This is a genomic window from Allobosea sp. 05T438, from assembly GCF_056396025.1.
In genome coordinates, this window is the sequence record NZ_JBFTKQ010000005.1 from 188,681 (window position 1) to 215,042 (window position 26,362).

At 66.9% G+C, this 26,362-nt stretch carries 25 protein-coding genes; 14 read left to right on the forward strand and 11 right to left on the reverse strand.

What is annotated here, in order from left to right:
- Nucleotides 1-36: 36 nt before the first annotated feature.
- Genes AC1DIN_RS13465 through rsmA form a run of 3 tightly spaced genes read left to right on the forward strand, consistent with a single transcriptional unit; the run spans nucleotide 37 to nucleotide 4,498 of the window.
- Entirely contained in the window at nucleotides 37-2,580 is a 2,544-nt protein-coding gene (locus AC1DIN_RS13465; RefSeq protein WP_476810182.1) for an LPS-assembly protein LptD, read from the forward strand.
- A 53-nt stretch (nucleotides 2,581-2,633) separates the two neighbouring features.
- A complete protein-coding gene (gene pdxA / locus AC1DIN_RS13470) occupies nucleotides 2,634-3,653 on the forward strand; it encodes a 4-hydroxythreonine-4-phosphate dehydrogenase PdxA (RefSeq protein ID WP_476810183.1) in 1,020 nt (339 codons plus the stop codon).
- On the forward strand, nucleotides 3,650-4,498 hold the full coding sequence (rsmA, locus tag AC1DIN_RS13475; RefSeq protein ID WP_441470585.1) for a 16S rRNA (adenine(1518)-N(6)/adenine(1519)-N(6))-dimethyltransferase RsmA: 849 nt from the start codon (nucleotides 3,650-3,652) through the stop codon (nucleotides 4,496-4,498). Before pdxA ends, rsmA begins: the two co-directional genes overlap by 4 nt.
- 95 nt (nucleotides 4,499-4,593) lie before the next feature.
- On the opposite strand, the gene gmk is transcribed toward rsmA, so the two are convergent.
- The 7 genes from gmk to fabD all read right to left on the reverse strand — a co-directional run bounded on the left by gmk (nucleotide 4,594) and on the right by fabD (nucleotide 11,335).
- Nucleotides 4,594-5,241, reverse strand: coding sequence for a guanylate kinase (gene gmk, locus AC1DIN_RS13480; protein WP_441470586.1), 648 nt, complete (start codon nucleotides 5,239-5,241; stop codon nucleotides 4,594-4,596).
- 6 nt (nucleotides 5,242-5,247) lie between these two features.
- The gene (locus AC1DIN_RS13485; protein ID WP_441470587.1) at nucleotides 5,248-6,129 is read right to left on the reverse strand and encodes a YicC/YloC family endoribonuclease; all 882 of its coding nucleotides are present in this window, start codon (nucleotides 6,127-6,129) and stop codon (nucleotides 5,248-5,250) included.
- A gap of 108 nt (nucleotides 6,130-6,237) precedes the next feature.
- Entirely contained in the window at nucleotides 6,238-7,587 is a 1,350-nt protein-coding gene (mltG, locus tag AC1DIN_RS13490) for an endolytic transglycosylase MltG (RefSeq protein ID WP_476810184.1), read from the reverse strand.
- A 200-nt stretch (nucleotides 7,588-7,787) separates the two neighbouring features.
- Nucleotides 7,788-9,059: a beta-ketoacyl-ACP synthase II gene (fabF, locus tag AC1DIN_RS13495; RefSeq protein WP_476810273.1), complete on the reverse strand. Its 1,272-nt coding sequence runs from the start codon at nucleotides 9,057-9,059 to the stop codon at nucleotides 7,788-7,790.
- A gap of 55 nt (nucleotides 9,060-9,114) precedes the next feature.
- Nucleotides 9,115-9,351 (reverse strand): acyl carrier protein, encoded by a 237-nt coding sequence (locus tag AC1DIN_RS13500; RefSeq protein ID WP_149128804.1) that lies wholly within the window; start codon nucleotides 9,349-9,351, stop codon nucleotides 9,115-9,117.
- A gap of 259 nt (nucleotides 9,352-9,610) precedes the next feature.
- The gene (gene fabG / locus AC1DIN_RS13505; protein WP_476810185.1) at nucleotides 9,611-10,348 is read right to left on the reverse strand and encodes a 3-oxoacyl-[acyl-carrier-protein] reductase; all 738 of its coding nucleotides are present in this window, start codon (nucleotides 10,346-10,348) and stop codon (nucleotides 9,611-9,613) included.
- Nucleotides 10,349-10,390: 42 nt separating this feature from the next.
- Nucleotides 10,391-11,335 (reverse strand): ACP S-malonyltransferase, encoded by a 945-nt coding sequence (gene fabD / locus AC1DIN_RS13510; protein ID WP_476810186.1) that lies wholly within the window; start codon nucleotides 11,333-11,335, stop codon nucleotides 10,391-10,393.
- Between the two features lie 334 nt (nucleotides 11,336-11,669).
- Between fabD and rpsF the strand changes: the two genes are divergently transcribed.
- From rpsF to AC1DIN_RS13560, 10 genes are all read left to right on the forward strand, one after another.
- Complete coding sequence (rpsF, locus tag AC1DIN_RS13515) at nucleotides 11,670-12,101, forward strand: 30S ribosomal protein S6 (protein ID WP_441470591.1); 432 nt, start codon at nucleotides 11,670-11,672, stop codon at nucleotides 12,099-12,101.
- 2 nt (nucleotides 12,102-12,103) lie between these two features.
- The gene (rpsR, locus tag AC1DIN_RS13520) at nucleotides 12,104-12,349 is read left to right on the forward strand and encodes a 30S ribosomal protein S18 (RefSeq protein ID WP_038367644.1); all 246 of its coding nucleotides are present in this window, start codon (nucleotides 12,104-12,106) and stop codon (nucleotides 12,347-12,349) included.
- A 180-nt stretch (nucleotides 12,350-12,529) separates the two neighbouring features.
- Nucleotides 12,530-13,477, forward strand: a complete 948-nt coding sequence (locus tag AC1DIN_RS13525) for a DUF2232 domain-containing protein (RefSeq protein WP_476765121.1) — start codon at nucleotides 12,530-12,532, stop codon at nucleotides 13,475-13,477.
- A gap of 32 nt (nucleotides 13,478-13,509) precedes the next feature.
- On the forward strand, nucleotides 13,510-14,073 hold the full coding sequence (rplI, locus tag AC1DIN_RS13530) for a 50S ribosomal protein L9 (RefSeq protein ID WP_441470593.1): 564 nt from the start codon (nucleotides 13,510-13,512) through the stop codon (nucleotides 14,071-14,073).
- A gap of 220 nt (nucleotides 14,074-14,293) precedes the next feature.
- A complete protein-coding gene (locus AC1DIN_RS13535) occupies nucleotides 14,294-15,781 on the forward strand; it encodes a replicative DNA helicase (RefSeq protein WP_441470594.1) in 1,488 nt (495 codons plus the stop codon).
- Nucleotides 15,781-16,908, forward strand: a complete 1,128-nt coding sequence (gene alr, locus AC1DIN_RS13540) for an alanine racemase (RefSeq protein WP_476765207.1) — start codon at nucleotides 15,781-15,783, stop codon at nucleotides 16,906-16,908. Before AC1DIN_RS13535 ends, alr begins: the two co-directional genes overlap by 1 nt.
- 163 nt (nucleotides 16,909-17,071) lie before the next feature.
- Nucleotides 17,072-18,472, forward strand: coding sequence for a DNA repair protein RadA (gene radA, locus AC1DIN_RS13545; RefSeq protein WP_476765120.1), 1,401 nt, complete (start codon nucleotides 17,072-17,074; stop codon nucleotides 18,470-18,472).
- Nucleotides 18,473-18,578: 106 nt separating this feature from the next.
- Nucleotides 18,579-19,196 carry a CvpA family protein gene (locus AC1DIN_RS13550; RefSeq protein ID WP_441470597.1) on the forward strand — a complete coding sequence of 206 codons (618 nt, stop codon included), beginning with the start codon at nucleotides 18,579-18,581 and terminating at the stop codon, nucleotides 19,194-19,196.
- Nucleotides 19,197-19,236: 40 nt separating this feature from the next.
- A complete protein-coding gene (gene purF, locus AC1DIN_RS13555; protein ID WP_441470598.1) occupies nucleotides 19,237-20,709 on the forward strand; it encodes an amidophosphoribosyltransferase in 1,473 nt (490 codons plus the stop codon).
- 16 nt (nucleotides 20,710-20,725) lie between these two features.
- Nucleotides 20,726-21,466, forward strand: a complete 741-nt coding sequence (locus AC1DIN_RS13560) for an SDR family NAD(P)-dependent oxidoreductase (protein ID WP_476810187.1) — start codon at nucleotides 20,726-20,728, stop codon at nucleotides 21,464-21,466.
- A gap of 10 nt (nucleotides 21,467-21,476) precedes the next feature.
- On the opposite strand, the gene AC1DIN_RS13565 is transcribed toward AC1DIN_RS13560, so the two are convergent.
- The 4 genes from AC1DIN_RS13565 to AC1DIN_RS13580 all read right to left on the reverse strand — a co-directional run bounded on the left by AC1DIN_RS13565 (nucleotide 21,477) and on the right by AC1DIN_RS13580 (nucleotide 25,128).
- Nucleotides 21,477-21,881, reverse strand: a complete 405-nt coding sequence (locus AC1DIN_RS13565) for an NUDIX hydrolase (RefSeq protein WP_476810188.1) — start codon at nucleotides 21,879-21,881, stop codon at nucleotides 21,477-21,479.
- 16 nt (nucleotides 21,882-21,897) lie between these two features.
- Nucleotides 21,898-22,995: an NAD(P)/FAD-dependent oxidoreductase gene (locus AC1DIN_RS13570; RefSeq protein WP_476810189.1), complete on the reverse strand. Its 1,098-nt coding sequence runs from the start codon at nucleotides 22,993-22,995 to the stop codon at nucleotides 21,898-21,900.
- Nucleotides 22,995-24,383 carry a ribosome biogenesis GTPase Der gene (gene der / locus AC1DIN_RS13575; protein ID WP_441470602.1) on the reverse strand — a complete coding sequence of 463 codons (1,389 nt, stop codon included), beginning with the start codon at nucleotides 24,381-24,383 and terminating at the stop codon, nucleotides 22,995-22,997. Before der ends, AC1DIN_RS13570 begins: the two co-directional genes overlap by 1 nt.
- Nucleotides 24,384-24,465: 82 nt before the next feature.
- Nucleotides 24,466-25,128 carry a tetratricopeptide repeat protein gene (locus AC1DIN_RS13580; RefSeq protein ID WP_476810190.1) on the reverse strand — a complete coding sequence of 221 codons (663 nt, stop codon included), beginning with the start codon at nucleotides 25,126-25,128 and terminating at the stop codon, nucleotides 24,466-24,468.
- 192 nt (nucleotides 25,129-25,320) lie between these two features.
- Here AC1DIN_RS13580 and AC1DIN_RS13585 point away from each other — a divergent pair, with 192 nt between their 5' ends.
- Complete coding sequence (locus AC1DIN_RS13585) at nucleotides 25,321-26,346, forward strand: purine-nucleoside phosphorylase (protein ID WP_476810191.1); 1,026 nt, start codon at nucleotides 25,321-25,323, stop codon at nucleotides 26,344-26,346.
- The last annotated feature ends 16 nt before the right edge of the window (nucleotides 26,347-26,362 follow it).

Sequence of the window (26,362 nt, forward strand, 5' to 3'; positions counted from 1 at the left end):
TATGGTTAATTTTGGGTTTAACGGATGGTTTCGCGCGTGAACCGCGTGGCGCACTTTGCTGCGGCGACCGCTCTCGCCTCCAGCCTGGCCTATCTGCTGGCCGGGCCGGCCTATGCCCAGAATCGGGCGGCCGGCTCGAAGCCTGCGCCCGCCGCTGCCGCCGCCAAGCCGCAGGACCGGATGGTCGTCGATGCGCGCGAGCTCGTCTACGACAACGACAAGAAGACGGTCGCAGCCGTCGGCGACGTTCAGATTCTCTATCAAGGTCGGACGATCGAGGCCGATCGCGTCATCTACGACCAGGCCAACAAGCGGGTCACCGCCATCGGCAACGCCCGCATCACGGAGACCAACGGCACCGTCATCACCGGCGACAGGTTCAACCTGACCGATGACTTCCGCGACGGCTTCATCGATTCCCTGCGCGTCGTGAACCCGGATCGCACGCGCTTCTCCGCTCCGCGCGCGGAGCGGACCGACGGCGAGACTTTCATCTTCGAGAAGGGCATCTACACCGCCTGCGAGCCCTGCAAGGACAACCCCGAAAAGCCGCCGCTATGGCAGGTTCGGGCGGCCAGGATCATCCACAAGAAATCCGAGCAGACGGTTTACTACGAGGACGCCCGGCTGGAATTCGCCGGCATCCCGATGGCCTACTTGCCGTACATGTCGGGTCCGGACTCGACGGTAAAGCGCAAATCCGGCTTCCTGTCGCCGAAGTTCATCAACACCTCCGCCCTCGGCTTCGGTGTCGGCCTGCCGTATTTCCTCAATCTGGCGCCGAACTACGACCTGACGCTGACCCCGACCTTCCTCACCCGCCAGGGCGTACTCGGGCAGGCGGAGTGGCGGCATCGCCTGGTCAACGGCTCCTATACCATCCGCGCATCCGGCATCTTTCAGCAGGATCAGGAAGCCTTCCTCGCGAGTCCGCTCGGCCCGCGTGACAAGGAGTTCCGTGGCTCGGTCGAAACGAACGGCAAGTTCTACATCAATCAGAACTGGTCGTTCGGCTGGAACGCCGCGATGTCGACGGACCGCTGGTTCTACAAGAACTACCGGATCAAGAACGAGGCCTTCAGCACCACGACCTATCTGCAGGAATCGATCTCGACGGCCTATCTGAACGGCCAGAGCGCGACCGCCTGGTTCGATCTGCGCGGCTACTATTTCCAGCCGCTGAACTACCAGGACTGGCAGAAGCAGCAGCCGATGGTGCTGCCTGTGCTGGACTACGACAAGCGGGTCCACAAGCCGTCCTTCCTCGGCGGCGAGCTGGAATTCACTGTCAACGTCACCAGCCTGCATCGCGACACTGCCGCGTTCACGGAATTGCCGCAGCAGAAGACCTACCTGATCACGACGCCGAGCTATTCGCTCTATGACGGCTGTGCGGTGTACCAGAAGAGCACCTGCCTGGTGCGTGGCCTCGCCGGCAATGTCTCGCGCGCGACGGCCGAGGTTTCCTGGCGGCGCAACTTCATCGATCCGCTCGGACAGATGTGGACGCCCTACGCCTCGGTTCGCGCGGACGTCTTCTCGGTCAACCCCGACACCAGCAGCGTGATCAACTCGCGCGTCTCGACGATCGCGGATACCTCCGACGAGGTCTTCGGCCGGGTGATGCCGGCCATCGGCCTCATGTACCGCTATCCCTTCGTCGCCAAGACCGACTGGGGCACCCATATCATCGAGCCGGTCGCGCAGATCGTGGCGCGGCCGAACGAGACTCACAGCGTGCGTCTCGCCAACGAGGACGCTCAGAGCCTCGTCTTCGACGCCACGAACCTGTTCGAATGGAGCGGCAAATTCTCAGGCTATGACCGCGTCGAGGGCGGCACCCGCGCCAATGTCGGCGCGCTCTATACCGGCCGGTTCGGCAAGGAGGCTTTCGCCAATCTCCTCGTCGGCCAGTCCTTCCAGCTCGGTGGACGCAACTCCTTTGCCAGCGGCGACCTCGTCAATACCGGCCTCAACTCCGGCCTCGACACGAACAGCTCTGACATCGTCACCCGTGCGCAGCTTTCGCCGTTCAAGGGCTTCTTCCTGACCGGGGCCGCGCGCCTGAATTCGACGACCTTCGAAGCGCAGCGGATCGACGCCGCCGCGACCTATGCGAACAGCGTGATCACGGCCTCGGTCGGCTATGGTCGCTACGAGCCGCAGCCCGAACTCGGCATCTCGCGCCGGCGTGAGGGCCTGTCGCTCAACGGTTCGCTGCGCATTGCCGACAACTGGCGTCTCCGGGCCGGCGTGCTGTTCGATCTCGACAAGTACAAATACGATCGCGAGCGCTATCGCGACGCCTATGCGGCCTATCTGGCGGCTCCGTCGGTCGCGGCGGTACCGGTCTATCCCAACACGGGACCGTTCCAGACTGCCTCGACCTCGCTCGGTGTCAACTATACCGACGAGTGCACGATTTTCGACATCAGCTATTCGCAAAGCAATGCCGACCGGCAGTCGGGCGCGACCAAGGATACCCGCACGGTCATGTTCCGTCTCGAGCTGCGCACACTGGGCGAGCTCGCCTATTCGCAGAATCTCAACAGCTCATCGGCTGACGGCGTCAGTCAGTGACGATATCCGGGCCGCCGACGCGGCCCGTTTCCTCTTCGACGCGGAGTTCCGCCTTGCCGCCATTGCCGCTTGCGCTGACACAGGGCGATCCGGCAGGCATCGGGCCGGAGCTTGCCCTGCGGGCCTGGCTTGAGCGCCGGGAGCGCAAGCTGCCGGCCTTCGCCTGCGTTGCCAGCCCCGACGATCTCGCCGGATTGGCGAAGCGGTTGGGTTGGCATGTCCCGGTCCGCGTCTGCGGCTGGGATGATGCCGGGGGAGTTTTTCCGGAAGCGTTGCCGGTCATCGCGCTCGCGGCTACCGCCGCGGCGGAACCCGGCCGGCCCAACCCAGCGACAGCGCCGGCCACCATCGCTTCGATCGACATGGCCGTCGCCGCCGTGCGGACCAGCGAGGCCGCAGCTGTGGTGACCAACCCGATCGCCAAATCGGTGCTTTATCAGGCCGGTTTCCGGCATCCCGGCCATACCGAATACCTGGCCCATCTTGCGGCGGATGGCGGAAACGAGCCGCGCCCGGTGATGATGCTCTGGTGCGACGAGCTTGCGGTTGTGCCGGTGACGATACATGAGCCCCTGCGCCGCGTAGCAGAGCTCCTGACGACCGAACTCATCGTGGACACGGCACGCATCGTCGCGGCAGAACTGAAAGCCCGCTTCGGCATCGCCGCGCCGCGCCTCGCCTTCAGCGGCCTCAACCCCCATGCCGGCGAGAACGGCGCGATGGGCAGCGAGGAGATAGTGGTCATCGCGCCCGCCATCGCCGCCCTGCAGGCGGAAGGCATCGATGCGCGCGGTCCCTATCCGGCGGACACGATGTTCCACGCCCGGGCGCGGGCTGGATACGACGTGGCCCTGGCGATGTATCACGATCAGGCGCTGATCCCGATCAAGACGATCGCCTTTGACGAAGGCGTCAACGTCACGCTCGGCCTGCCCTTCATTCGGACTTCTCCCGACCATGGCACCGCCTTCGACATCGCAGGCAAGGGCATCGCGCGGCCCGACAGCCTCTGTGCCGCGCTGAAGCTTGCCGCACGCATGGCCGAAGGGCCGATGCAGGTGACCGCATCATGAGTCAAATCGACGATCTGCCGCCGTTGCGCGAGGTGGTCGAGCGCCATGGCCTGATGGCGCAGAAGGCGCTCGGACAGAATTTTCTGTTCGACCTCAACCTGACGGGCCGCATTGCAAGAGCGGCTGGGCCACTCGACGACGAGACCGTGGTGGAGATCGGACCGGGCCCCGGCGGGTTGACGCGCGCTCTGCTCGCCAACGGAGCGAGACGGGTGATCGCGATCGAGCGCGACCGGCGCTGCCTGCCGGCGCTGGCCGAGATCGCGGCACGCTATCCGGGTCGGTTGGAGGTCATCGACGGCGATGCGCTCGCCGTCGATCTGTCGCCCCATCTCAAGGGCGAGCACGCGAAAATCGTCGCCAACCTGCCCTACAATATCGGTACGCCGCTGCTGGTCGGCTGGCTCAGCCTCGAGCCCTGGCCGTCCTGGTGGAGCTCATTGACACTGATGTTCCAGCGCGAGGTGGCCGAGCGGATCGTCGCGACGCCGGAACAACGCGCGGATTACGGCCGGCTCGCCGTGCTGTCGAACTGGCGCTGCGAGACGAAGATACTGTTCGATGTTCCGCGCAACGCCTTCGTGCCGCCACCGAAGATCACCTCCTCGATCGTCCAGCTCGTTCCGCGCGAGCGGCCGGAGCCCTGCGACCGACGCCTGCTCGAGCGGGTCACGCTCGCGGCCTTCGGACAGCGGCGCAAGATGCTGCGGCAGAGCCTGAAGGCGGTGCTATCGGATCCCGCGCCGATCATCGCCGCCGCCGGCCTCTCCGAGACGGCGCGCGCCGAAGAAATCCCGGTTTCCGGCTTCGTTGCCCTGGCCAACGCGCTCGGTGCCCGGCTCTAGAGCACGCGCCGCCCGGATTGCAAGGCAATCTGGGCGGATCACGCCTTCTCGATCGATAGCTTAGAGCCGGGCTCGATCCGCCGGCTCCACGATCGTCAGGGCATCGCCTCATCGAGCAGTGTCTCGACGAAATCGGCAAGGCCGATCGCCCGGCTGCGCTTCAGCCGCTCGGCGGTGAGGATGGCCTTGATCGAGTCGTAGGCGTCGTTCAAATCGTCGTTGACGATGACGTAGTCGTACTTCTCCCAGCGCGCGATCTCGGAACGAGCGTTTGCGAGTCGCTTGGCGATGACCTCCTGAGCGTCCTCGGCGCGGCGTACCAGCCGCGAGCGCAGCTCCGCCATCGAGGGCGGCAGGATGAAGATCGTCACGACATCCTCGCGCGCCTTCTCGACGATCTGCATCGTGCCCTGCCAATCGATGTCGAACAGCACGTCACGCCCGCGCGCCAGCGCCGCCTCGACCGGCTTGCGTGGCGTACCGTAGCAATTGCCGTGGACCTCGGCCCATTCGAGCAGATCGTCATGGTCGCGCAGCGCCTCGAAGGTGTCCCGGTCGATGAAGCGGTAATGCACGCTATCGATCTCCGAGGGCCGGCGCTCCCGCGTCGTCACCGAGACGGAAAGGTCGATATTGGTTTCGCGCTGGCAGAGATTGCGCGTCAGCGTCGACTTGCCGGCGCCTGACGGCGAAGACAGGATCAGCATCAGGCCGCGCCGGGCCGGACGGGTCGTTTCGGCCATCACGGCTCACTCCACGTTCTGAACTTGCTCGCGCAACTGATCGACCACGGTGCGCAGTTCGAGGCCGATGCGCGACAAGCCGGGGTCGTTGGCCTTGGCGCAGAGCGTCGAGGCCTCGCGGCCGAATTCCTGCGCCAGAAAATCGAGCTTGCGGCCGATCGGCCCGCCTTTGGCCAGGAGTTCGCGCAGCGCGCCCACATGGGCCTGCAGCCGGTCGATCTCCTCGCGGATATCGGCGCGCACCGCAAGCAGCGCCGCCTCCTGGTGCAGGCGCTGCGGATCGAAGCCGCTATTGGCGCCGAGCAGGGTCTCGACCTGCGCCGCGATGCGCGCTCGGATGGCCTCGCTGCTGCGCGCCGGATGCTGCTCAGCTTCGCCGGCAAGCCGCGCGATGGTTTCGAGGTGGCCGAGAAGGATCGCCGCCAAAGCGCGCCCCTCGGCGGAACGGGCCTCCCTCAGAGCGAGAGCCGCAGCCTCCAGGCCGGCGAGCGCCGGGGCCTCCACGGCCCCCAGAATATCCTGCGCTTCGTCGGCGAATTCGACGACCCCGCGAATGCCGAGCAAGCCATCATAGGATGGCGGGTTGATCCCCGCCGCTGGCGGCAGCCGCTCGACCGCCTGCAGCAAGGCAACGAGAACGGCCTCGTTGATGCGCGGACGCGGCGGGCCAGCGTCGCTGGTGACGGCCAGATTGACGTGCAACGTGCCGCGGGCGAAGGCGCCGGCCAGATGCTTGCGCGCAGCTTCCGCGAGCGCCTCGAAGCCGGGCGGTACCCGGACGCGCAGATCGAGCCCGCGCCCGTTGACGCTGCGGATCTCCCACGCCCAGCCATGGATGCCGGCGGTCCCCGCGGCGCGGGCGAAGCCCGTCATGCTTTCGATGGCCATGGCCCTGCCGCTCCCGTTGTGATGCGGCGGGACCGTAGTGGCGCGCTCCGGCCTCGGCAAGCGCCGGAACACCGGAAAATGGGGATGACCCGCGCGATAATGGGCAGCTCAGGGCTTGAGCTGCGGAACCTGCTTGGGCGAGTTCAGATCGAAGGTCTTGTTGAGCAGCGGATCGCGCGGCGTGCCCTCGGAGGCGTCGAAGGCGCGGGCGCGGGTGCCGGCCACAGCGCCGGCGCCCGCCGGCTGGGCCACGGGCAGGCCGGCATTGTCGGCGCCAGGCTGGGTCGATGCCGGAGCTTCGGTCCGGTTGTCGGGGCCTGCCGGAGGTTCGATCTTGTCGACCACGTCGCCCGAGGGCTTTCCGCCCTGCTGCTGGCTGCGCGTCGTCTCGATCTGGCGCCAACGACCGACATTGCGGTTGTGCTGATCGAGCGTCTCGGCGAAGGCATGACCGCCGCTGCCATCGGCGACGAAGTAGAGTTCCTTCGTACGCGAATGATTGACCACGGCCTCCATCGCAGCGCGCCCGGGATTGGCGATCGGCCCCGGGGGTAGTCCGGTGATGACATAGGTGTTGTAGGGCGTCGCCTGCGTGATCTCGTTGCGCTGGATCGGCCGGCCGAGCGTGCCCTTGCCGCCGACGAGGCCGTAGACGATCGTCGGATCGGACTGCAGCTTCATCTTCTGGTTCAGGCGGTTGATGAAGACGCCGGCAACGCGCGGACGCTCATCGGCGCGGCCGGTCTCCTTCTCGACGATCGAGGCGAGAATCACGAGTTCCTGCGGCGTCTTGATCGGCAGGTCGGCAGGGCGACGCTCCCAGATTCGCGCCAGGATAACGCGCTGATCGCGCGCCATGCGGTCGATGATCGCCTGCCGCGAGAAGCCACGCGGGAACCGATACGTGTCCGGCAGGATCGAGCCTTCCTTTGGCGCCTGGACGATCTCGCCGGTCAAAAGCTCGTTGTTGCGCAGACGCTCGACGATCTGCTCGCTCGTCAGCCCTTCCGGAACGGTGATCGAATGCTCGACCACCTTGCCGCTGGAGATGATGTCGAGAATCTCCTTCGGGCTGACGCGCGCCTTGAACAGATACTCGCCGGCCTGAAGCTTGTGCCAGTCGCCGCCGACGATCGCCGCGATGCGGAAGCTCAGCGGGTGCTCGATCAGCCCCTCGCGCTGCAGCAGCTCCGCGATCTCGGTCAGCCCGCTTTCCTTCGGGATGATGAGGACGCGGTCACCCGCAAGCGGACCTGGCGACTTGCTCTGGCTGGAGACAACGGCGATGCCTGCGCCGACGACGCCGGCGCCGACCAGCGCGATCGTGAAAAGACCGCTCAGCATCGACAGGAAGGGACTGCGGCGACGGCGGCGCACCTTCGGCGGCGGCGCCGGGGGCGCTACGGGCTTGAGGGCCTCGCTCGGACTCTTCGGGGCGACGCGGGGCGTATCATTCACGATCAAGACGCTCGCAGGATGAAGTAGACTGTCTCGGCACGACCGCGCGCCGGAGGGATTCTGGCCCCAGGCGCATCAGGCTTGAAACCGCCATATTAGAACCGGTTTCCTCGTGGCTGTGAACGCGGAATCACGCGTTCGCCAACGCTGGCGCCAAACTCTACCCAACATTATGGCAAAACGGAGCTGACCCGTTCAGATCAGCTATCGGAATGGTAGCGCCGCAGGACCAGCGAGGCGTTGGTACCGCCGAAGCCGAACGAATTCGACAGCGCGTAATCGATCTCGCGCTTGCGCGCGACATGCGGGACAAGATCGATATCCGTCTCGACGGAAGGGTTGTCGAGATTGATGGTCGGCGGCGCGATCTGATCGCGGATTGCCAGCACGGTGAAGATCGCCTCGATCGCTCCGGCCGCGCCGAGCAGATGGCCCGTCGCCGACTTGGTCGAGGACATCGAAGGCCGCTTCGGCGCGTTGGCCAGCAGGCGCTCGACGGCGCGCAGCTCGATTTCGTCGCCGAGAGGCGTCGAGGTGCCATGGGCGTTGATATAGTCGAGATCAGCCGCCGCGATGCCGGCCCGTCCGAGCGCGGCCTGCATGCAGCGATAGGCGCCATCGCCGTCCTCGGCCGGCGAGGTAATGTGGTAGGCGTCGCCGGACATGCCGTAGCCTACAACCTCGGCATAGATCTTCGCGCCACGGCCCAGCGCGTGCTCGAGTTCCTCGAGCACGACGACGCCGGCGCCCTCGCCCATGACGAAGCCGTCGCGGTCCTTGTCGTAGGGACGCGACGCCTTCTCGGGCGTATCATTGAAACCGGTGGACAGCGCCCGGCAGGCGCAGAAACCGGCAATACCGATGCGGTTGACGGCAGATTCGGCGCCGCCCGCAACCATGACATCCGCATCGCCCAGCGCGATCATGCGCGAGGCGTCGCCGATGGCATGCGCACCGGTCGAGCAGGCCGTCACGGCCGCGTGGTTCGGACCTTTGAGCCCGTGCTCGATCGAGACATAGCCGGCAGCGAGATTGATCAGGCGCCCGGGAATGAAGAAGGGCGAGAGCCGGCGCGGCCCGCGCTCCTTCAGCAGCAGGGAAGCCTCGTAGATGCCTCCGAGCCCGCCGATGCCGGAGCCGATGGCGACACCGGTCCGGATCTGGTCCTCGTAGCGTTCCGGCTTCCAGCCGGCGTCCTGCAGCGCCTGCGTGGCGGCGGCCATCGCAAAGACGATGAACTCGTCGACCTTGCGCTGTTCCTTCGGCTCCATCCAGGCGTCGGGATCGAAGGTCCCGTCGCTGCCGTCACCCCGCGGGATGCTGCAGGCAATCTGCGCCGGCAGGTCGCTGGCGTCGAAGCTGGTGATGGGGCCGGCGCCGCTGGCACCGGCCAGGAGACGCGCCCAGGTCGGCTCGACGCCGCAAGCGAGCGGCGTCACCATGCCGAGCCCGGTCACGACCACGCGCCGCATCGGAAAACTGCGAGAAGCCATGATGCCTTCTGTGTCGATCAGCCTGGGAGGCCGATCACGCGCTCTTCGCCGAGAGGAACTTCACGGCATCGCCGACCGTCACGATCGTCTCGGCCGCATCGTCCGGGATCTCGACGCCGAACTCTTCCTCGAAGGCCATCACGAGCTCGACGGTGTCGAGGCTGTCCGCACCCAGGTCCTCGATGAAGTTGGCGCCATCGACAACCTTCTCGGGCTCGACGCCGAGGTGCTCGACCACGATCTTCTTCACGCGCTCGGCGACATCGCTCATGAGTCTCTTCCTTAGAAACTGAAAACGCATCGCAGAGCGCGACGCGCGTTATGGACTTTCATTCCGAGCCGCCGCGCCATCGTGACGATGCCCGCGACCCGGAAAGCTCGAAGCCTGCACAAACGCAACAACCGAGGTTTCGTCAAGTCCCCTCGGCTCGCTCGCCAGCAGCGCGACGGCGCTAGTTAACATAACCTTTCAAGGCTGGCGAGAGCGCCGCAACGTTATCAAAACCAATCTAGAAATGGCGCTAACGCGCCTAGATCATTGCCATTCCGCCGTTCACATGAAGCGTCTGGCCGGTGACGTAGCCGGCCTCCGTGCTGGCAAGGAAGGCGACGGCGGCGGCAATGTCCGCGCCCGCACCCAGCCGGCCCATCGGCACGTCCGAGAGAATGCTCTCGCGCTGCTTCTCGTTCAGGGCCTGCGTCATCGGCGACTCGATGAAGCCGGGAGCGACCACGTTGACCGTGATATTCCGGCTCGCAACCTCGGCAGCGAGCGCCTTCGACATGCCGATCAGGCCGGCCTTGGCGGCAGCGTAGTTGCCCTGCCCGGGATTGCCCGTCGTACCGACGACGGAGCCGATCGAGACGATTCGGCCGTAGCGCTTGCGCATCATCGACTTCACGGCCGCGCGCGACAGACGGAAGGCGGCCGTCAGGTTGACGGCGAGAACGCTGTCCCAGTCCTCGTCCTTCAGGCGCAGGAACAGGTTGTCGCGGGTGATGCCGGCATTATTGACGAGGATGTCGAGCCCGCCGAGCTTCTCCTCGGCCGTCGGCACCAGCGCCTCGACCGAATCCTTGTCGGAAAGGTTGCAAGGCGACACGACGACGCGCTCGCCGAGCTCGGCCGCCAGGGCCTCCAGCGCCTCAGCGCGTGTGCCGGAGATCGCGACGCTCGCACCCTGCGCATGGAGGGTCCGTGCGATGGCTCCGCCGAGGCCGCCGGTGGCACCGGTGACCAGGGCCTTGCGGCCCGTCAGATCAAACATGTTCGCTCCCTTTTCGGCGTTCTGCCGTTCTTGCCCGCGCCGTCAGGCGCCGCGGGCCTTGTAGGCGGCAATATCCTCTGCCGTACCGATCGACACCGGCGACGAGCCGGCGACGATACGCTTCACCAGGCCGGCAAGCACCTTGCCGCTGCCGAGTTCGACGAAATCGGCGACGCCCGCGGCAGCCATGGCCTGCACGCATTCGCGCCAACACACGGTGCCGGTGACCTGCGCCACCAGCGAATCCCGGATCGCTTCCGGAGCACTGAGCGGCGCGGCGCCGACATTGGCCATCACCGGCACGACCGGGGCCTGCATCGACACCTTAACCAACGCCTCGCGCATCGCATCGGCAGCCGGCTGCATCAGGGCGCAATGGAACGGAGCGGAGACCGGCAGCAGCATGGCACGCTTCACACCACGCTCGCCCGCGAGCGCGATCGCCCGCTCGATTGCCGCCTTGGCGCCGGACAGGACGACCTGGCCGCCGCCATTATCGTTCGCTGCCTCGCAGACTTCGCCCTGGGCGGCATCGGCCGCGATTGCGCGGGCCTGGTCCAACTCGGCGCCGAGAAGGGCCGCCATCGCGCCCTGCCCGGCCGGAACCGCCTTCTGCATGGCATCGCCGCGGATGCGCAGCAGCCGGGCGGCGTCCGCGATGGAGAAGGTGCCGGCGGCGGCGAGCGCCGAATACTCGCCCAGCGAATGGCCGGCGACGAAAGCGGCGTCGCGCTTCAGATCGAGCCCGGCCTCGGCCTCGAGCACGCGCACCACCGCCAGGCTGACGGCCATCAGCGCCGGCTGGGCATTGGCGGTCAGGGTCAATTCCTCGGAGGGGCCGTCCCACATCACAGCCGATAGCTTCTGCGACAGCGCCGCATCGACCTCGTCGAAGACCGACTTCGCGACGGGGAAGTTTTCGGCCAGGCTCTTGCCCATGCCGACCGCCTGCGAGCCCTGGCCCGGAAAGATGAACGCTGTCGTCATGCTGTGAAACGCCCCGGTCTTCACCAATGGTCTTATATGACGCGGCTGTCACATCGGTTCCGCCGCCAAGTCAAGCGCGGAGGCCAAGTTTTCCGCATATGCCCGGCACTTCGGGCCAGATTCCGATTGCCATGACGCCCCGAACGCTGTAACGACCGCCTCCTGCTTGTTCGGCCGGAGGCTGAACGGATGGCGCTTGGCCGCTACGGTCTGCGCAGGCTCTGATGGAGTCGTCATCCCGTGTCTCCGCCTTCGAAGAAATCCTGTCGGGCCTTATCCAGGGCTCGGAGGGCTCCGCGCCGGGCGAAGCAGGGTGAAACAAGGAAGGCCACATATGGCATTGTACGAGCATGTGCTGCTCGCGCGGCAGGATGTCAGCGCGCAGCAGGTCGAAGCTCTTGTCGAGCAGTTCAAGGGCGTGATCGAAGCGAATGGCGGCGCCATCCGCAAGGTCGAGTACTGGGGCGTCAAGTCCCTCGGCTACCGCATCAAGAAGAACCGCAAGGCTCACTACACGCTGCTGAACATCGAGGCTCCCTCCGCCGCCGTGCTGGAGATGGAGCGCCAGATGCGCATCAACGAGGACATCCTGCGCTTCATGACCGTCAAGGTCGACGAGCTGGAGGAAGGCCCGTCGGCCATGCTCCAGAAGCGTGACCGCGAGGACCGTCCGGAGCGTGGCGGCGATCGTTTCGAGCGCGGCCCGCGCCGTGATCGTCCGCGTCGTGAAGACGAAGCGACCGAAACCGTCGAAGCGGAGGCCTGAGAATGTCGACTGCATCCGCTGGCGCCCGTCGCCCCTTCTTCCGCCGCCGCAAGTCCTGCCCGTTCTCGGGCGAAGGCGCCCCGAAGATCGACTACAAGGACGTGCGTCTGCTCTCGCGCTACATCTCCGAGCGCGGCAAGATCGTTCCGTCCCGCATCACGGCGGTCTCCGCCAAGAAGCAGCGCGAGCTCGCCCAGGCGATCAAGCGCGCCCGCTTCCTCGGCCTGCTGCCCTACGTCATCCGCTGAGCCGTTCACCCGGTTCCGGATACCGATAATTCCCGGAGGCGCCTCCCGCGCCTCCGGTTCTCGCTTTCAAGATCAACCAGTCGCCTGGCGGTGAAACTCCACCGGGTTCGTTGAGGCCCGAGCGCCTCTCACCCTGCCGAGCCGGAAGGCTTGCGAGCAGCGGGACAGCAGGACGGACGCATGATTCCGATTGTCGGCATCGGCGCGGGCCTCGTTTCGGCCCTGCTTTTTTCAGTGGTGATCACCGGATCGCCGCTGGCGGCGTTGCTGTATTCAGCCGCCCCCCTCCCGATCTTCATCGCTTCGCTCGGCTGGAACCACCGTTCCGGACTGTTCGCCACGGCTGCCGGAGCGCTCGCCGTCGCGGTTGCGCTCGCGCCGACGGGCGGCATCGCCTTCGCCCTGATCATCGGCCTGCCGGCCTGGTGGATCGCCTATCTCGCCTTGCTCGCCCGCGGCGACGCCCAGGGCGGGGTCGAGTGGTATCCCCTCGGCAACCTGCTGCTCTGGATCGCCGCCACCGCCGCGATCGCCACTGTCGGCAGCGCGCTGGTGATGACGACCGACTACGAGACCTATCGGTCGGTCATCGCGCGGATGATCGAGAACCTGCTGAACGAGATGGTGCGCGGCAAGATTGTCGCCCTGCCCGCCGACATCCAGGTGAAGGAGCTCGCGCAAAGCCTCGCGCCGGCCGTGCCGCTCGGCATCGGCGCCTCCTTCGTCACCACCATCACCGCCAATCTCTGGCTCGCGGCGCGCACCGTGAAGATGTCCGACCGGCTGCCGCGCCCCTGGCCCTTCATTCCGTCGGCCTCCCTGCCGCGCCAGGCGCTGCTGCTTCTGGCCGGCGCTGCCGTGGTTGCGGCGATGGGCGGCTTCATCGGTGTCGCCGCGACCGCCCTGGTCGGCGCGCTGTTCGCCGCCTTCATGTTCAGCGGGCTTTGCCTGCTGCACGACATCTCGCGCGGCCGCCCCTGGCGGCTGCCGATGCTGGTCTCGGTCTATGTCGCGCTCATCGTGATGCAGGCCGTGCTGACGCCGCTGCTCGCGCTCGTCGGCCTCGTCGATACGCTTTTCGGCCTGCGCAGACGGGCCGCGCTGCCGCCTCCGCCTACCCGTTCCTGAAACCCAGACTTAAGACATCAAGGAGAAGACCCATGGAAGTGATCCTGCTCGAGCGCGTCGCCAAGCTTGGCCAGATGGGCGACGTCGTCCGCGTCCGCGACGGCTTCGGCCGCAACTACCTGCTCGCCCGCGGCAAGGCGCTGCGCGCCACCGAGGACAACAAGAAGCGCTTCGAGAGCCAGAAGCTCGAGCTCGAGACCCGCAACCTCGAGCTCAAGTCGGAGGCCGATTCGGTCGCCGAGCGCCTGAACGGCCAGAGCGTTACCATCCTGCGCCAGTCCGGCGAGTCCGGCGTGCTCTACGGTTCGGTCTCGACCCGGGACATCGCCGAGGCGCTGACCAAGGACGGCTTCCACGTCTCGCGCGGCCAGGTGACGCTGAACACCCCGATCAAGACGCTGGGCCTGCACACTGTCCCGGTCGTGCTGCACCCGGAAGTCGCGGTCACGATCACCGTCAACGTCGCCCGCTCGGCTCAGGAAGCCGACCGTCAGGCCGCCGGCGAGAACGTCACCGCCCGCGAGGAGTTCGATCTCGACGATCTCGGCCTCGAGGTCGGCGCGGCGCTGGCCGAGGCCGGCGACGACGACCGCTGAGCCAAATCGCCTCCGGGCTGAGTCAAGGGCGCCGTGGCAACACGGCGCCTTTTTCGTTCTGTGGCCTGTGCAAAGGCGTGGATCGCGCAGCGTCCTACTGGCAGGAGCTGTCGGGGTGCTAATCTAGATATCTTCCGACTCAGCAGCCGCCTTGCGTTCCGTGTACCGCGGCCGAATGTCGGCTTGAAACGTAAGCCCGCCCTTACCTATCAAGGCAGCCATGGCCTCCGCGACAGCCCTCGTCACCCGCCTCGAAAACCGCGAGCCGGATTTTCGCGTCCAGCCTCACAACATCGAGGCCGAGCAGGCGCTGCTGGGCGCGATCCTGGTCAACAACGACGCCTTCTATCGCGTCTCCGACTTTCTGCTGCCGGACCATTTCTTCGAGCCGATCCACCAGCGCGTCTTCGAGCTGGTGGCGAGCCTGATTCGGGCCGGCAAGATCGCGACCCCGATCACGCTCAAGACCTTCGTCAACGACCTCGACCTCGGCGAGATCACGCCGAGCCAGTATCTCGCCCGCCTCGCTGCCGAAGCGACGACCGTCATCAATGCCGGCGACTACGGCCGCACGATCTACGATCTGGCCGTGCGCCGGCAGCTCATCGGCGTCGGCGAGGACCTCGTCAACGTCGCCTATGACGCGCCGGTCGAGATGCCGCCGCGTGAGCAGATCGAGGAAGCCGAGCGCAAGCTCTACGAATTGGCGGAAAAGGGCCGCTACGAAGGCGGCTTCCAGAAATTCGACGGCGCGCTTCGCCTCGCCATCGATATGGCGGCGAGCGCCTATCAGCGCGCCGGCGGCCTCTCCGGCATCTCCACCGGCCTGCGCGACGTCGACCAGCGCATGGGCGGCCTGCAGCGCTCCGACCTGCTCGTTCTTGCCGGCCGCCCCGCCATGGGCAAGACCTCGCTCGCCACCAACATCGCCTTCAACATCGCCAAGGCCTGGCGCGGCGAGCGGCAGGAAGACGGCACGATCAAGAGCGTCGACGGCGGCATCGTCGGCTTCTTCTCGCTCGAAATGTCGGCGGATCAGCTCGCGACGCGTATCGTCGCCGAGCAATCCAGCATCTCGTCCTACAAGATCAGGCAAGGCCGCATCACCGAGGGCGATTTCGCCCGGCTCACCGACGTCGCCGCGCAGATCGAGAAGCTGCCGCTCTACATCGACCAGACCGGCGGCATTTCGATCGCACAGCTGATGGCGCGCGCCCGGCGGCTCAAGCGCCAGAAGGGGCTCGACGTCCTCTTTATCGACTATCTCCAGCTCCTTTCCGGCTCGGCCAAGAGCGGGCAGAACCGCGTGCAGGAGCTGACCGAGATCACCACCAGCCTGAAGGCGCTGGCAAAGGAACTGAACGTCCCGATCATCGCGCTTTCCCAGCTCTCACGTCAGGTCGAGAGCCGAGACGACAAGCGCCCGCAGCTCTCGGACCTTCGCGAATCCGGCTCGATCGAGCAGGACGCCGACGTTGTGATGTTCGTCTACCGCGAGGAATACTACCTCAAGGGCAAGGAGCCGCGCCCCGGCACCGAAGAGCACAACAAGTGGCAGATCGAGATGGAGGCCATGCACGGCGTCGCCGAGCTGATCATCGGCAAGCAGCGCCATGGCCCAACCGGCGCCGTGGCCTTGCAGTTCGACGCCGATGTGACGCGCTTCTCCGACCGCGCCGACGATCTGCGCCTTCCGGACCGTGAATGATGACAGTCGATTCCCATGATTCCGGCGCCTATGGCGCAACGCTGACGATCGATCTCGACGCGCTGGTCTCGAACTGGCGTCTTCTCGGCGAGCGCGCCGGCACCGAGGCTGGCGCCGTCGTCAAGGCAGACGCCTATGGCCTCGGCATCGAGCCGGTCGTGACCGCGCTGGCGAAGGCCAGCTGCAAAAGTTTCTTCGTCGCGCATCTCTCCGAGGGCATTCGTGCCCGCAAGGTTGCGCCCGAGGCGGCGATCTATGTGCTGAACGGACTGCTGCCCGGAACCTGCGGCGCCTATGCCGAGCATGCGCTCTCGCCCGTCCTCGGCTCGCATGAGGAACTGCTGGAATGGGCCTCGTTCCGGCAGACCGGCGCCCGGACACGCCCCGCTGCGCTGCATGTCGACACCGCGATGAACCGGCTCGGGCTCTGGCCCGGCGAAGGGCTCAATCTCGCCCGCGAGAAATCCGGCGTGATCGCAGCGGCCGATATCGGTCTGGTGATGAGTCATTTCGCTTCGTCGGAGGACAAGACCGATCCGGCCAATGCCCGCCAGATCGCGGCCTTCGCGGAGATCGCGGCCGCGCTCCCCGATGTTCCGGCCTCGCTCAAGAACTCCTCGGGTCACTTCCTCGAAGACTGCCCGTCCTATCAGCTGACCCGGCCGGGCTATGCGCTCTATGGCGGCAACCCGACGCCCGGAAAGCCGAACCCGATGCGGCCCGTCATCGGGCTGGAAGCGCGGATCATCCAGATCCGCGAGGTCGAAGGTGGCACGCAGGTCGGTTATAACGGCCGCTGGACCGCCAAGGGCAAGCGCAAGCTCGCAACGATCAACCTCGGCTATGCCGATGGCTATCCCCGCAACGGCAGCTGGACCGACGCCACGACCGGCGGCTCGGCGCTGCTGGATGGCGTCCTCTGCCCCTTCGTCGGCACGGTCTCGATGGACCTGATCATCATCGACGTCAGCGAGGCTCCGGCAGACGCGGCCCAGCGCGGAGCGAGCGTGACGCTGATCGGCGGCCCGCTCGACCTCGAAGCCGTAGGCGCCGGCGCCAAGACGATCGGCTACGAGGTCCTGACCAGCCTCGGGCGACGCTACGAGCGCCGCTATGTGGGGCTTTGACAGTGAGTCACGCCGTCATTCTCGGGCGAAGCGCAGCGCAGACCCGAGAATCGCATGACGCGAAGGCAGCAGCGCCGTCTTCGGAAGGAGATGCTCGGGTCAAGCCCGAGCATGACGCGGCTGCAATGACATTCGCGCCTTGCCAACCGCGGCTCCTCGGCTGATGGCCAAGCGCGGTCCGACCTACCATTGCCAAGCCTGTGGCGCGGTCTATCACCGCTGGCAGGGCAAATGCGACGCCTGCGGGACATGGTCCTCGCTGGTCGAAGATGCGCAGGTTGCGCCCGTCCCGGGCGGCGGAAGGCCGTCCTCGAACGGGCGGGCGCGCGGCCGTGTCTTCGCGCTGGAGACGCTGAAGGGCGAGACTCAGGATGCCCCGCGCATCATCTCCGGTATCGGCGAACTCGACCGCGTCACCGGCGGCGGCTTCGTGCCGGGCTCGGTGCTGCTGATCGGCGGCGATCCCGGCATCGGCAAGTCGACCCTGCTGATGCAGGCCTGCGCCGCGCTCGCCAATTCCGGCAGGCGCGTCGTCTATGTCTCGGGCGAGGAATCGACCGGCCAGGTCCGGTTGCGCGCCGAGCGCATGGGGCTGGCGGAGGCGCCGGTCGAGCTCGCGGCCGAGACCAATGTCGAGGACATCGTCGCGACGCTCGGCCAGGGCCAGCGCCCTGCCCTCGTGGTGATCGACTCGATCCAGACCATGTGGTCGGGCGAGGTCGAGAGCGCGCCGGGCACGGTGACGCAGGTGCGCGGCTCGGCGCAGGCGCTGATCCGCTATGCCAAAACCAGCGGCGTCTGCCTGATTCTCGTCGGCCACGTCACCAAGGACGGCCAGATCGCCGGCCCACGCGTGGTCGAACACATGGTCGATGCCGTGCTCTCCTTCGAGGGCGAAGGCGCCCATGCTTTCCGCGTTCTGCGCGGCCAGAAGAACCGCTTCGGTCCGACCGACGAGATCGGCGTCTTCGAGATGACCGGCAAGGGACTGTCGGAGGTCACCAATCCCTCGGCGCTTTTCCTCTCCGGACGCGACCAACCGGCGCCGGGTGCGGCGGTCTTCGCCGGCATCGAAGGAACGCGGCCGGTCCTGGTCGAGATCCAGGCGCTGGTCGCGCCGACGTCACTCGGCACGCCGCGGCGCGCCGTGGTCGGCTGGGAGAACAGCCGCCTCGCCATGGTGCTCGCCGTGCTCGAAACGCATGGCGGCCTGCGGCTCGGGCAGCACGACGTCTACCTCAACGTCGCCGGCGGCCTGCGCGTCAACGAGCCGGCGGCCGATGTCGCGGTCGCGGCGGCGCTGGTGTCCTCGCTCAGCGGCGCGACCCTGCCGCCTCACGGAGTTTACTTCGGCGAGATCGCGCTATCGGGCGCGATTCGGCCGGTTTCGGTCACGCCGGCCCGCCTGCGAGAGGCCGCCAAACTCGGCTTCGAGGCCGCGCTGATGCCTGCCGGTGGAGCCGATCACGGCGATGGCGGCGGGCTCAATCTGCGCCGTTTCGGCCATGTCACGGAACTCGTTGCCGATATTGCCGCGCGCGCACCTCGCAGAGATGTGAAATGACTTCCCCGAAAGGGTGACGCAGACGGCGGGAACGCGTATAGCAAAGCCGAAACGGTCACTCTATTTGCGGCCGGCCGGCACCAGACCACAGCAAAGCGGCCCTCCCATGCCTGTAACCATTCTCGATCTCGTCGTCATCGGCGTGGTTCTGATCTCGGCTTTGCTCGCTGCCGTCCGCGGCTTTACGCGCGAAGTGCTTGCGATCGCCTCCTGGATCGCCGCCGCAGCGGTCGCCTGGGTGTTCCACCCGCAGCTCCTGCCCTTCGTGAAGCAATACATCCCGGCAAGCTCGGCGCAGGACACGATCGCCCTCGTCGCCTCGATCGCCGCGCTGTTCCTCGCCACGCTGATCGTCGTTTCGATCGTCACGGCCAAGATTTCCGACTTCGTGCTCGATTCGCGCATCGGCGCGCTCGACCGCACGCTCGGCTTCGTCTTCGGCGCCGCGCGCGGTCTGCTGCTGGCGGTGATCGGCTATCTCTTCTTCACAGGGCTGGTCGGCAACGAGAAGATGCCGACCTGGGCCAAGGACGCCAAGGCCAAGCCTGTGCTGGAGGAGACCGGGCGCTCGCTGCTCGCGATGCTGCCGCAGGATGTGAACGCCGATTTCATCAAAAACCTGCTGAAAAAGCAGAAGCCGGAGGAAACCACCGAGGCCCCGGCGGAGGAACCGCGTAGCCCGGCGGCGCCGGCACCGGTTGCACCCGCCCCAACCCGTCCCTAATTGACGCGTAGAGTCACCGTCCCCACGCGTGGAGCTCGCCATGATCTCGCAGACCGAGACTGAGACCGCCTTCGACCCCAATGCCGACCGGCTGCGGGAGGAATGCGGCGTCTTCGGCATTTTCGGCCACTCCGACGCGGCGGCGCTGACCGCGCTCGGCCTGCACGCGCTCCAGCATCGCGGCCAGGAGGCGGCGGGCATCGTCTCCTTCGACGGCAACCGCTTCCATTCCGAGCGCCGCCTCGGTCTCGTCGGCGACGCCTTCTCGGAAGCGAGCGTCATCGACAAGCTCAAGGGCAAGCAGGCCATCGGCCACGTCCGCTATTCGACGACGGGCGAGACTATTCTGCGCAACGTCCAGCCGCTCTTCTCCGAGCTGCATGGCGGCGGTTTCGCCGTGGCGCATAACGGCAACCTCACCAACGGCCTGACACTGCGGCGCAATCTCGTCCGCGACGGCGCGATCTATCAGTCGACCTCCGACACCGAGGTCCTGCTCCATCTCGTCGCCCGCAGCCGCAAGCAGCAATTCGTCGACCGCTTCATCGAGGCGATCCGCCAGATCGAGGGCGCCTATGCCTTCGTCGGCATCACCAACAAGAAGCTGATCGGCGCACGCGATCCGCTCGGCATCCGCCCGCTCGTGCTGGGCGAGCTCGACGGCTGCCCGATCCTGACCTCGGAGACCTGCGCGCTCGACATCATCGGCGCCAAGTTCATCCGCGAGGTCGAGAACGGCGAGGTCGTGATCATCTCCGAGAGCGGTATCGAGAGCCACAAGCCCTTTCCGCCGGTGCCCGAGCGGCCTTGCATTTTCGAGTACATCTACTTCGCCCGCCCCGATTCCATCGTGAAGGGCCGCAGCATCTATGAGCGCCGCAAGGCAATGGGCGCGGTGCTGGCGCAGGAATCCCCGGCCGATGCCGATGTCATCGTGCCCGTGCCGGATTCCGGCGTGCCGGCAGCGCTCGGCTATTCGCAGGCGAGCGGCATCCCCTTCGAGCTCGGCATCATCCGCAACCACTATGTCGGCCGCACCTTCATCGAACCGACGCAGAAGGTCCGCGAGCTCGGCGTCAAGCTGAAGCACTCGGCCAACCGCTCGGTCGTCGAGGGCAAGCGCGTCGTGCTGGTGGACGATTCGATCGTGCGCGGCACGACCTCCTTCAAGATCGTGAAGATGATGCGCGAGGCCGGTGCCCGCGAGGTGCATTTCCGCATCTCCTCGCCGCCGATCACCCATCCCGACTACTACGGCATCGACACGCCCGACCGCGAGAAGCTGCTCGCCGCCACGCATTCGCTGGAGGAGATGCGGCAGTTCGTCGGCGCGGATTCGCTGGCCTTCATCTCGGTGAACGGGCTCTACCGCGCCATGGGCCATGAAGGGCGCGACCCCGCGCGGCCGCAATTCACCGACCACTGCTTCACGGGCGACTACCCGACCTCACTGACCGACGTGATCGGCGAGAGCGCCAAGCAGCAGATCTCCCTGCTGGCCGAAGCCGGCTGAGCCACCGGAAGCCGATATGACCAAGCCTCTCGAGGGGCGCCTCGCGCTCGTCACCGGCGCCTCGCGCGGCATCGGCCGCGCCGCCGCGCTCGCCTTCGCGCGGGCCGGCGCCCATGTCGTCGCGCTCTCCCGTACGGCCGGCGCCCTGGAGGAGCTCGACGACGAGATTCGCGAGATCGGCGGAGCCGCCACGCTCGTACCGCTCGACCTCAGCGACGCCACGGGGCTGGAAAAGCTCGGCCCTGCCCTGCTGGAACGTTGGGGCAAGCTCGACATCCTGCTGGCGAACGCCGGCATCCTCGGCCCTCTCACCCCGCTCGGCCACGCGACCGAGAAGGACTGGGCCAAGGTGCTCGACACCAACGTCACCGCCAACTGGCGGCTGATCAAGTCGCTCGATCCGGCGCTCCGCGCCTCGGATGCAGGCCGTGTCCTGCTGATGTCGTCCGGCGCTGCGCATAAGTGCACGGCCTATTGGGGGCCGTACTCGATTTCTAAGGCCGCCGTGGAGGCGCTGGGGCGCACCTACGCTGCCGAGACGGCAACGACGCCGGTCAAGGTCATGCTGGTCAATCCAGGGCCGCTGCGCACCCGCATGCGCGCCGAGGCGATGCCGGGCGAGGACCCGATGACGCTGAAGACGCCGGAGGATCTGGCGCCGCATCTGGTCAGGCTCGCCTCGCCGGACTGGACCGAGAGCGGCAAGATCTTCGACTTCCCGCAGGGCAAGGTGCTGAACCCGCAGCTGCCGGCCTGAGCCGGCTGCGTCAGCCCTGCGAGGCCCGCGCGAGTGTGATCAGGTCGAGAATGGTCAGGTTGGGGAGAGCCGCCATTTCCTCCAGGCTGAACCAGCGGATCTCGTCATGCTCGTCGACGAGATTGGCAGCCTCGCCGCCTTCCCAGGCGCTGACGACGTAGATGTGGTGCAGCGCCGCGCCATTGCGCTCGGGAAAGCGCTCGGCTTCCGACAGCACGAGTTCATATCGGGTCGGCGTCAGCCCGACCTCCTCGCGACACTCGCGGATCAGAGCGCGCTCCAGCGCCTCTCCGGGCTCCACGCGCCCGCCGATCGCGTCCCAATGGCCGGGCCACGCCTGCTTCCAGACGGCGCGCAGCCCGAGCAGCACCTTCCGGTCCCGGTCGACGAAAAGCGCGCTCACGGTTTCGAGCATGCGCGCCCCGCCGTGCTCACTCGGCCCTGAGCCAGCGCAGCAGCCCGGCCTGATCGCCGCTCTCGACCGCCGCCGCAACGCGCCGGCCGACCGAGGCTCCGAACTTGTAGCCATGGCCGGAGCAGGCCGAGACAGCCGTCACCCGGCCGATCTGCCGTGAGAGGAACTTGCGGTCCGCGGTGAAGGTGTAGGCGCAGGTCACGACGCGATCGACCCGGTACTCGGCGATGCGTGCGAAGGGCGGCGAGAAATAGTCGCGCAGCATCTCGCCCTCGCCTAGGCGCGGCTCACGCTCCTCGGCTGGCTGGCGTGGGCGCTTGTGGATGCCGGCGCCGAACTTGAGCCCGGTTCCGTCGACCGGCGGCAGGACGTAGCCGTCGATCGTGCCGCCGACATCGACGATGACCGGCGCCGCCTGCCAGGCTGCCTTCAGATCCTCCGGCGGGCCGAGATAGACCACCGCGGTGCGATAGGTGGTCAGGGTCTCGGCCAGATCGGGCAGCAGCTTCAGCACCCAGGCCCCGGCCGACACCACGACGCGGTCGAAGCTCGCCTGCTCGCCATCGGCCAGGGTCAGCTTGCCGGCCTCCGGATCGATGGCTGCAACCTCCACGCCCTCGCGAATCATGGCTCCGCGCTCGCGCAGCAGGCGCACCAGCCCGACCGCAATGCGGGCCGGAAACAGCGCACCGCCCTCCCGGTTGAGGTAGGCGTAGCGGATCGTTGCCGCGTCGAGGAAGGGGTAGCGCCGGGATGCTTCCGCCGGCTCGTAGAGCTCATAGGGCGAGCCGACTCGGTCGAACCCCTGCAGATAGGCGTCGCCTTCGTCATCCGGCGTCTGCGAGACGCCAAGCGTGCCGCAGGGTGCGTAATGGCGCGTGCGGAGATCGGCCCAGAGCTCCTCCCAGGCCTCGAACGCCTCGCTGATGGTGCGGGCATAGCCGTCTGCGCCGGCATAGGCACGGCGGATGATGCGGTGCTGGTCGCCGGAGGCAGCGTAGGGGTTGGGGATCTGCGGCGCCTGCTCGAAGAGCGTGACGTCATGCCCGCGCTTGTTCAGCGACCAGGCGGTGGAAAGCCCGGCGATTCCGGCGCCGACGACCGCGATCCGCATCAGCCCTTGCGCTCCTTGTCGTAGGGATTCTGGCCACCGCGCCGGTGCAGCCGGATCGGCGTGCCCGGCAGGTCGAAGCCTTCCCGCAGGTTGTTCACGAGATAGCGGACATAGGAGATCGGCAGATGCTCGAGCTGGTTGCCGAACAGCGCGAAGGTCGGCGGGCGCGCCTTGGCCTGCGTCATGTAACGAATCTTGATGCGCCGCCCGGCCACGGCCGGCGGCGGATGCGCCGAGAGCACGCCTTCCAGCCAGCGGTTGATGCGCGCTGTCGAGACGCGGCGGTTCCAGACCTCGTAGGCCGAGAACACCGCCTGCATCAGCCGGTCGATGCCCTCACCGGCGAGGCCGGAAAGCGGCACGATCGGCACGCCACGCACCTGCGCGAGCAGATGATTGGCCTTCTCCTTGAGCTCGGCGAGCAGGCCCTGCTTGTCGGCGACGAGGTCCCATTTGTTGAGGCCGATGACGACGGCCCGGCCCTCGCGCTCCGTCAGGTCGACCAGCGTCAGGTCCTGCTTTTCGAAGGGGATGGTGGCGTCGAGCAGCACGACCACGACTTCGGCGAAGCGGATGGCGCGCAGCGAATCCGCAACGGAGAGCTTCTCAAGCTTCTCCTCGATGCGCGCGCGCTTGCGCATGCCGGCAGTATCGAAGAGCTTGACCTTGCGGCCGCGCCATTCCCAGTCGACCGAGATGGTGTCGCGGGTAATGCCGGCCTCGGGGCCGGTCAGCAGACGTTCCTCGCCGATGATGCGGTTGACCAGGGTCGACTTGCCGGCATTGGGGCGGCCGATGATGGTGACGCGTAGCGGCCGGTCGGGATTGTCGTCCTCGTCGGCAACCTCCGCCGGAACGTCCGCCCAGGGGTCTTCCTCTTCTTCCTCGGGCTCGTCCGGGATGAAGGGTACCAGAGCTTCGAGCAGATCGGCCGTACCCTCGCCATGCTCGGCCGAGAACGGCACGGGGTCGCCGAGGCCCAGCGAATAGGAGTCGATGATGCCGTCAGCGCCCTTCTTTCCCTCCGCCTTGTTGGCGAGCAGGATCACGGGCTTGCCGGAGCGGCGCACCAGATCGGCAAAGGGCTGATCCATCGGCGTCAGGCCGAGGCGCGCATCGATCATGAACACCACGACATCCGCCTGGGCGATCGCGGTCTCGGTCTGGGCGCGCATGCGGCCGGCGAGCGAATCCTTGTCCGCCTCCTCAAGGCCGGCCGTATCTATGACCTTGAAGCGCAGATGGCCGAGCGTGGCATCGCCCTCGCGGCGATCGCGCGTGACGCCCGGCCGGTCGTCGACCAGCGCGAGCTTCTTGCCGACGAGCCGGTTGAACAGCGTCGACTTGCCGACATTGGGCCGGCCGATGAGGGCGACGATGGCTGTCATCAGACTTCACATTCCATCGTCACTCCGGCGCGGCCGCAAGACCGGAACGGAGTGACGGAAGCGTTGGGAGCCAGGCTCCGGTTCAGTTCTTCACCGTGACGGGCCCGCCGCGGACGAGGGCGAGATACAGTTCCACGCGCTGGCGCAGAGCCTGCGGAGCCTGCGGATCGGTGATCGCGGCATCGAACCAGCGGCCGGCTTCGTCGAATTGATTGGCCTTGAGCGCGGAGATGCCGAGGAATTCGCGGGCCGAATGGCGCCAGGCCCCCTGCGGGCTCGCCAGCGGCTCCAGTGCCGTCTTGACCTCCGCATAGGGCGAGAGATCGACGCGCAGGATGCCGGCACGCAGCTTGGCGAGGTCGCGATAGGTCGCGTCCAGCGTGGCGTCGTTGGCGAGCGCATCGAAGGCGGCAATGCCGGCAGCCGCATCGCCCTTGGCGGTTTCGGCTGCAAGGCGGAAGCGCGCGATCAGGCGATAGCCGGCGGGCGCGCCGCTGGCGAGTTCCTTCAGGATCGTCTCGGCCTGCGTGCTGTCACCGTCTCGGGAGGATTTCAGGGCCGCTTCGAGACGCGCGCCCACGGCCTGCGAGGCCTGGTTCTCGCGGTGCAGCCAGAATTGCCAGCCTGCTACCGCGACTACGGCCAGCACTGCGAGGCCGGTGATGAGCCAGCCATATTTCTTCCAAAGCTCCGCCGCCTTGTCGCGCCGGACTTCCTCATCGATCTCGCGAAAAATATCGGCCATTTGACTGTCAAAATCCCTGTTGGGAGCCCGGTAGCATTTTCGAGCGGCGAAGGCGAGCCGGTTCAGCGAACGGATCGTCACGCCTATGACAAAGCCGCGATGGACGCCCCTGCCCGCGCCATGGCAGAAGCGGCGCAGCGCTTGCTGCGCCCGACCCGGACGGCCCTTTCAGTTTTGGCCGTGGAGAGACCCATGAATCAGATCACCGCCAGACGGAGCGGCCTCGCCGCCCTGACCCTTGCCGCCTTTGCATTCGGCTCGCTCGCGCTTCCCGCCGCGGCGCAAACCCAGCCGATCAAGGTCAAGGTCTTCGTCGGCGCCATGTTCGAGATCGGTGAGAACATGGGCGACCGGGCGGGCGAATTCCAGCACTGGTACGAGCGTTACTGGAAGGCGAGCCAGCCGCACACGGTCAAAGGCGCGTTGAAGCCGATCTACTGCAACGACGACGGCGTCTGCGGCGCAGTGCTCGGCATGGGCAAGGTCAATTCCTCGTCCTCGATGCAGGCGATTCTGCTCGATCCGGCCTATGACTTCTCCCAGACCTATTTCGTAATCAGCGGCGTTGCCGGCACGCCGCCTTCGCGCGGCACGATCGGCGACGTCTCCTGGGGCAGCTGGCTGGTCGACTACGACCTCGGCCATCGCTGGGCGCCGGAGGAAGGCAAGCCGGGCGAGCCCGTCTTCATGCCGCGCAAGGGCTATGAGAGCTACCGCGTCTTCCAGCTCAACCCCGCGCTCGTCAACTGGGCGGTGAAGCTCAGCTCGGGCGTCAACCTGCAGGATTCCGACTCGGCCAAGCAGTATCGCATGCGCTACCCCGACAAGCGGGCGCAGGCTGCGCCATCCGTGACCGTTGGCACGCATATGACCGGCGACACCTTCTTCCACGGGCCGGGCCTGTCGAAGGAAGCGCAGTACATGGCCAAGCTCTACGGCGCCGACGACTATGTCATCACCGAGATGGAAGCCGCCGCGATCACGCTGGTGATCAAGCGCCAATTCGGCACCGACCGGATCCTGAGCCTGCGCGGTGCGGTCAATTTCGACCAGGGCAACCCCAACGAGACGACGCTGCAGCATCTCGACCCGGCACCGGGCCAGACCGCCGGCGGCTTTGCCGAGACCGTCGCCAATATCGAAGCTGTCGGCTCGCGGGTGGTCGATCACATCACTGCCAACTGGGCGGAATGGCAGAACGGAGTGCCGGCGAAATAAGGCCCGCCAAAGGGCC

Bases quoted from the DNA above. Each gene is read 5' to 3' on its own strand.
- rpsF (WP_441470591.1), top strand. From the start codon at position 11,670: ATGGCATTGTACGAGCATGTGCTGCTCGCGCGGCAGGATGTCAGCGCG.
- fabD (WP_476810186.1), bottom strand. From the start codon at position 11,335: ATGACGACAGCGTTCATCTTTCCGGGCCAGGGCTCGCAGGCGGTCGGC.
- rpsR (WP_038367644.1), top strand. From the start codon at position 12,104: ATGTCGACTGCATCCGCTGGCGCCCGTCGCCCCTTCTTCCGCCGCCGC.
- der (WP_441470602.1), bottom strand. From the start codon at position 24,383: ATGACAGCCATCGTCGCCCTCATCGGCCGGCCCAATGTCGGCAAGTCG.
- gmk (WP_441470586.1), bottom strand. From the start codon at position 5,241: ATGGCCGAAACGACCCGTCCGGCCCGGCGCGGCCTGATGCTGATCCTG.
- rsmA (WP_441470585.1), top strand. From the start codon at position 3,650: ATGAGTCAAATCGACGATCTGCCGCCGTTGCGCGAGGTGGTCGAGCGC.
- AC1DIN_RS13550 (WP_441470597.1), top strand. From the start codon at position 18,579: ATGCCTGTAACCATTCTCGATCTCGTCGTCATCGGCGTGGTTCTGATC.
- AC1DIN_RS13560 (WP_476810187.1), top strand. From the start codon at position 20,726: ATGACCAAGCCTCTCGAGGGGCGCCTCGCGCTCGTCACCGGCGCCTCG.
- AC1DIN_RS13485 (WP_441470587.1), bottom strand. From the start codon at position 6,129: ATGGCCATCGAAAGCATGACGGGCTTCGCCCGCGCCGCGGGGACCGCC.
- AC1DIN_RS13525 (WP_476765121.1), top strand. From the start codon at position 12,530: ATGATTCCGATTGTCGGCATCGGCGCGGGCCTCGTTTCGGCCCTGCTT.
- purF (WP_441470598.1), top strand. From the start codon at position 19,237: ATGATCTCGCAGACCGAGACTGAGACCGCCTTCGACCCCAATGCCGAC.
- fabG (WP_476810185.1), bottom strand. From the start codon at position 10,348: ATGTTTGATCTGACGGGCCGCAAGGCCCTGGTCACCGGTGCCACCGGC.
- AC1DIN_RS13565 (WP_476810188.1), bottom strand. From the start codon at position 21,881: ATGCTCGAAACCGTGAGCGCGCTTTTCGTCGACCGGGACCGGAAGGTG.
- AC1DIN_RS13570 (WP_476810189.1), bottom strand. From the start codon at position 22,995: ATGCGGATCGCGGTCGTCGGCGCCGGAATCGCCGGGCTTTCCACCGCC.
- AC1DIN_RS13500 (WP_149128804.1), bottom strand. From the start codon at position 9,351: ATGAGCGATGTCGCCGAGCGCGTGAAGAAGATCGTGGTCGAGCACCTC.
- AC1DIN_RS13585 (WP_476810191.1), top strand. From the start codon at position 25,321: ATGAATCAGATCACCGCCAGACGGAGCGGCCTCGCCGCCCTGACCCTT.
- fabF (WP_476810273.1), bottom strand. From the start codon at position 9,059: ATGCGGCGCGTGGTCGTGACCGGGCTCGGCATGGTGACGCCGCTCGCT.
- radA (WP_476765120.1), top strand. From the start codon at position 17,072: ATGGCCAAGCGCGGTCCGACCTACCATTGCCAAGCCTGTGGCGCGGTC.
- rplI (WP_441470593.1), top strand. From the start codon at position 13,510: ATGGAAGTGATCCTGCTCGAGCGCGTCGCCAAGCTTGGCCAGATGGGC.
- alr (WP_476765207.1), top strand. From the start codon at position 15,781: ATGACAGTCGATTCCCATGATTCCGGCGCCTATGGCGCAACGCTGACG.
- AC1DIN_RS13535 (WP_441470594.1), top strand. From the start codon at position 14,294: ATGGCCTCCGCGACAGCCCTCGTCACCCGCCTCGAAAACCGCGAGCCG.
- AC1DIN_RS13580 (WP_476810190.1), bottom strand. From the start codon at position 25,128: ATGGCCGATATTTTTCGCGAGATCGATGAGGAAGTCCGGCGCGACAAG.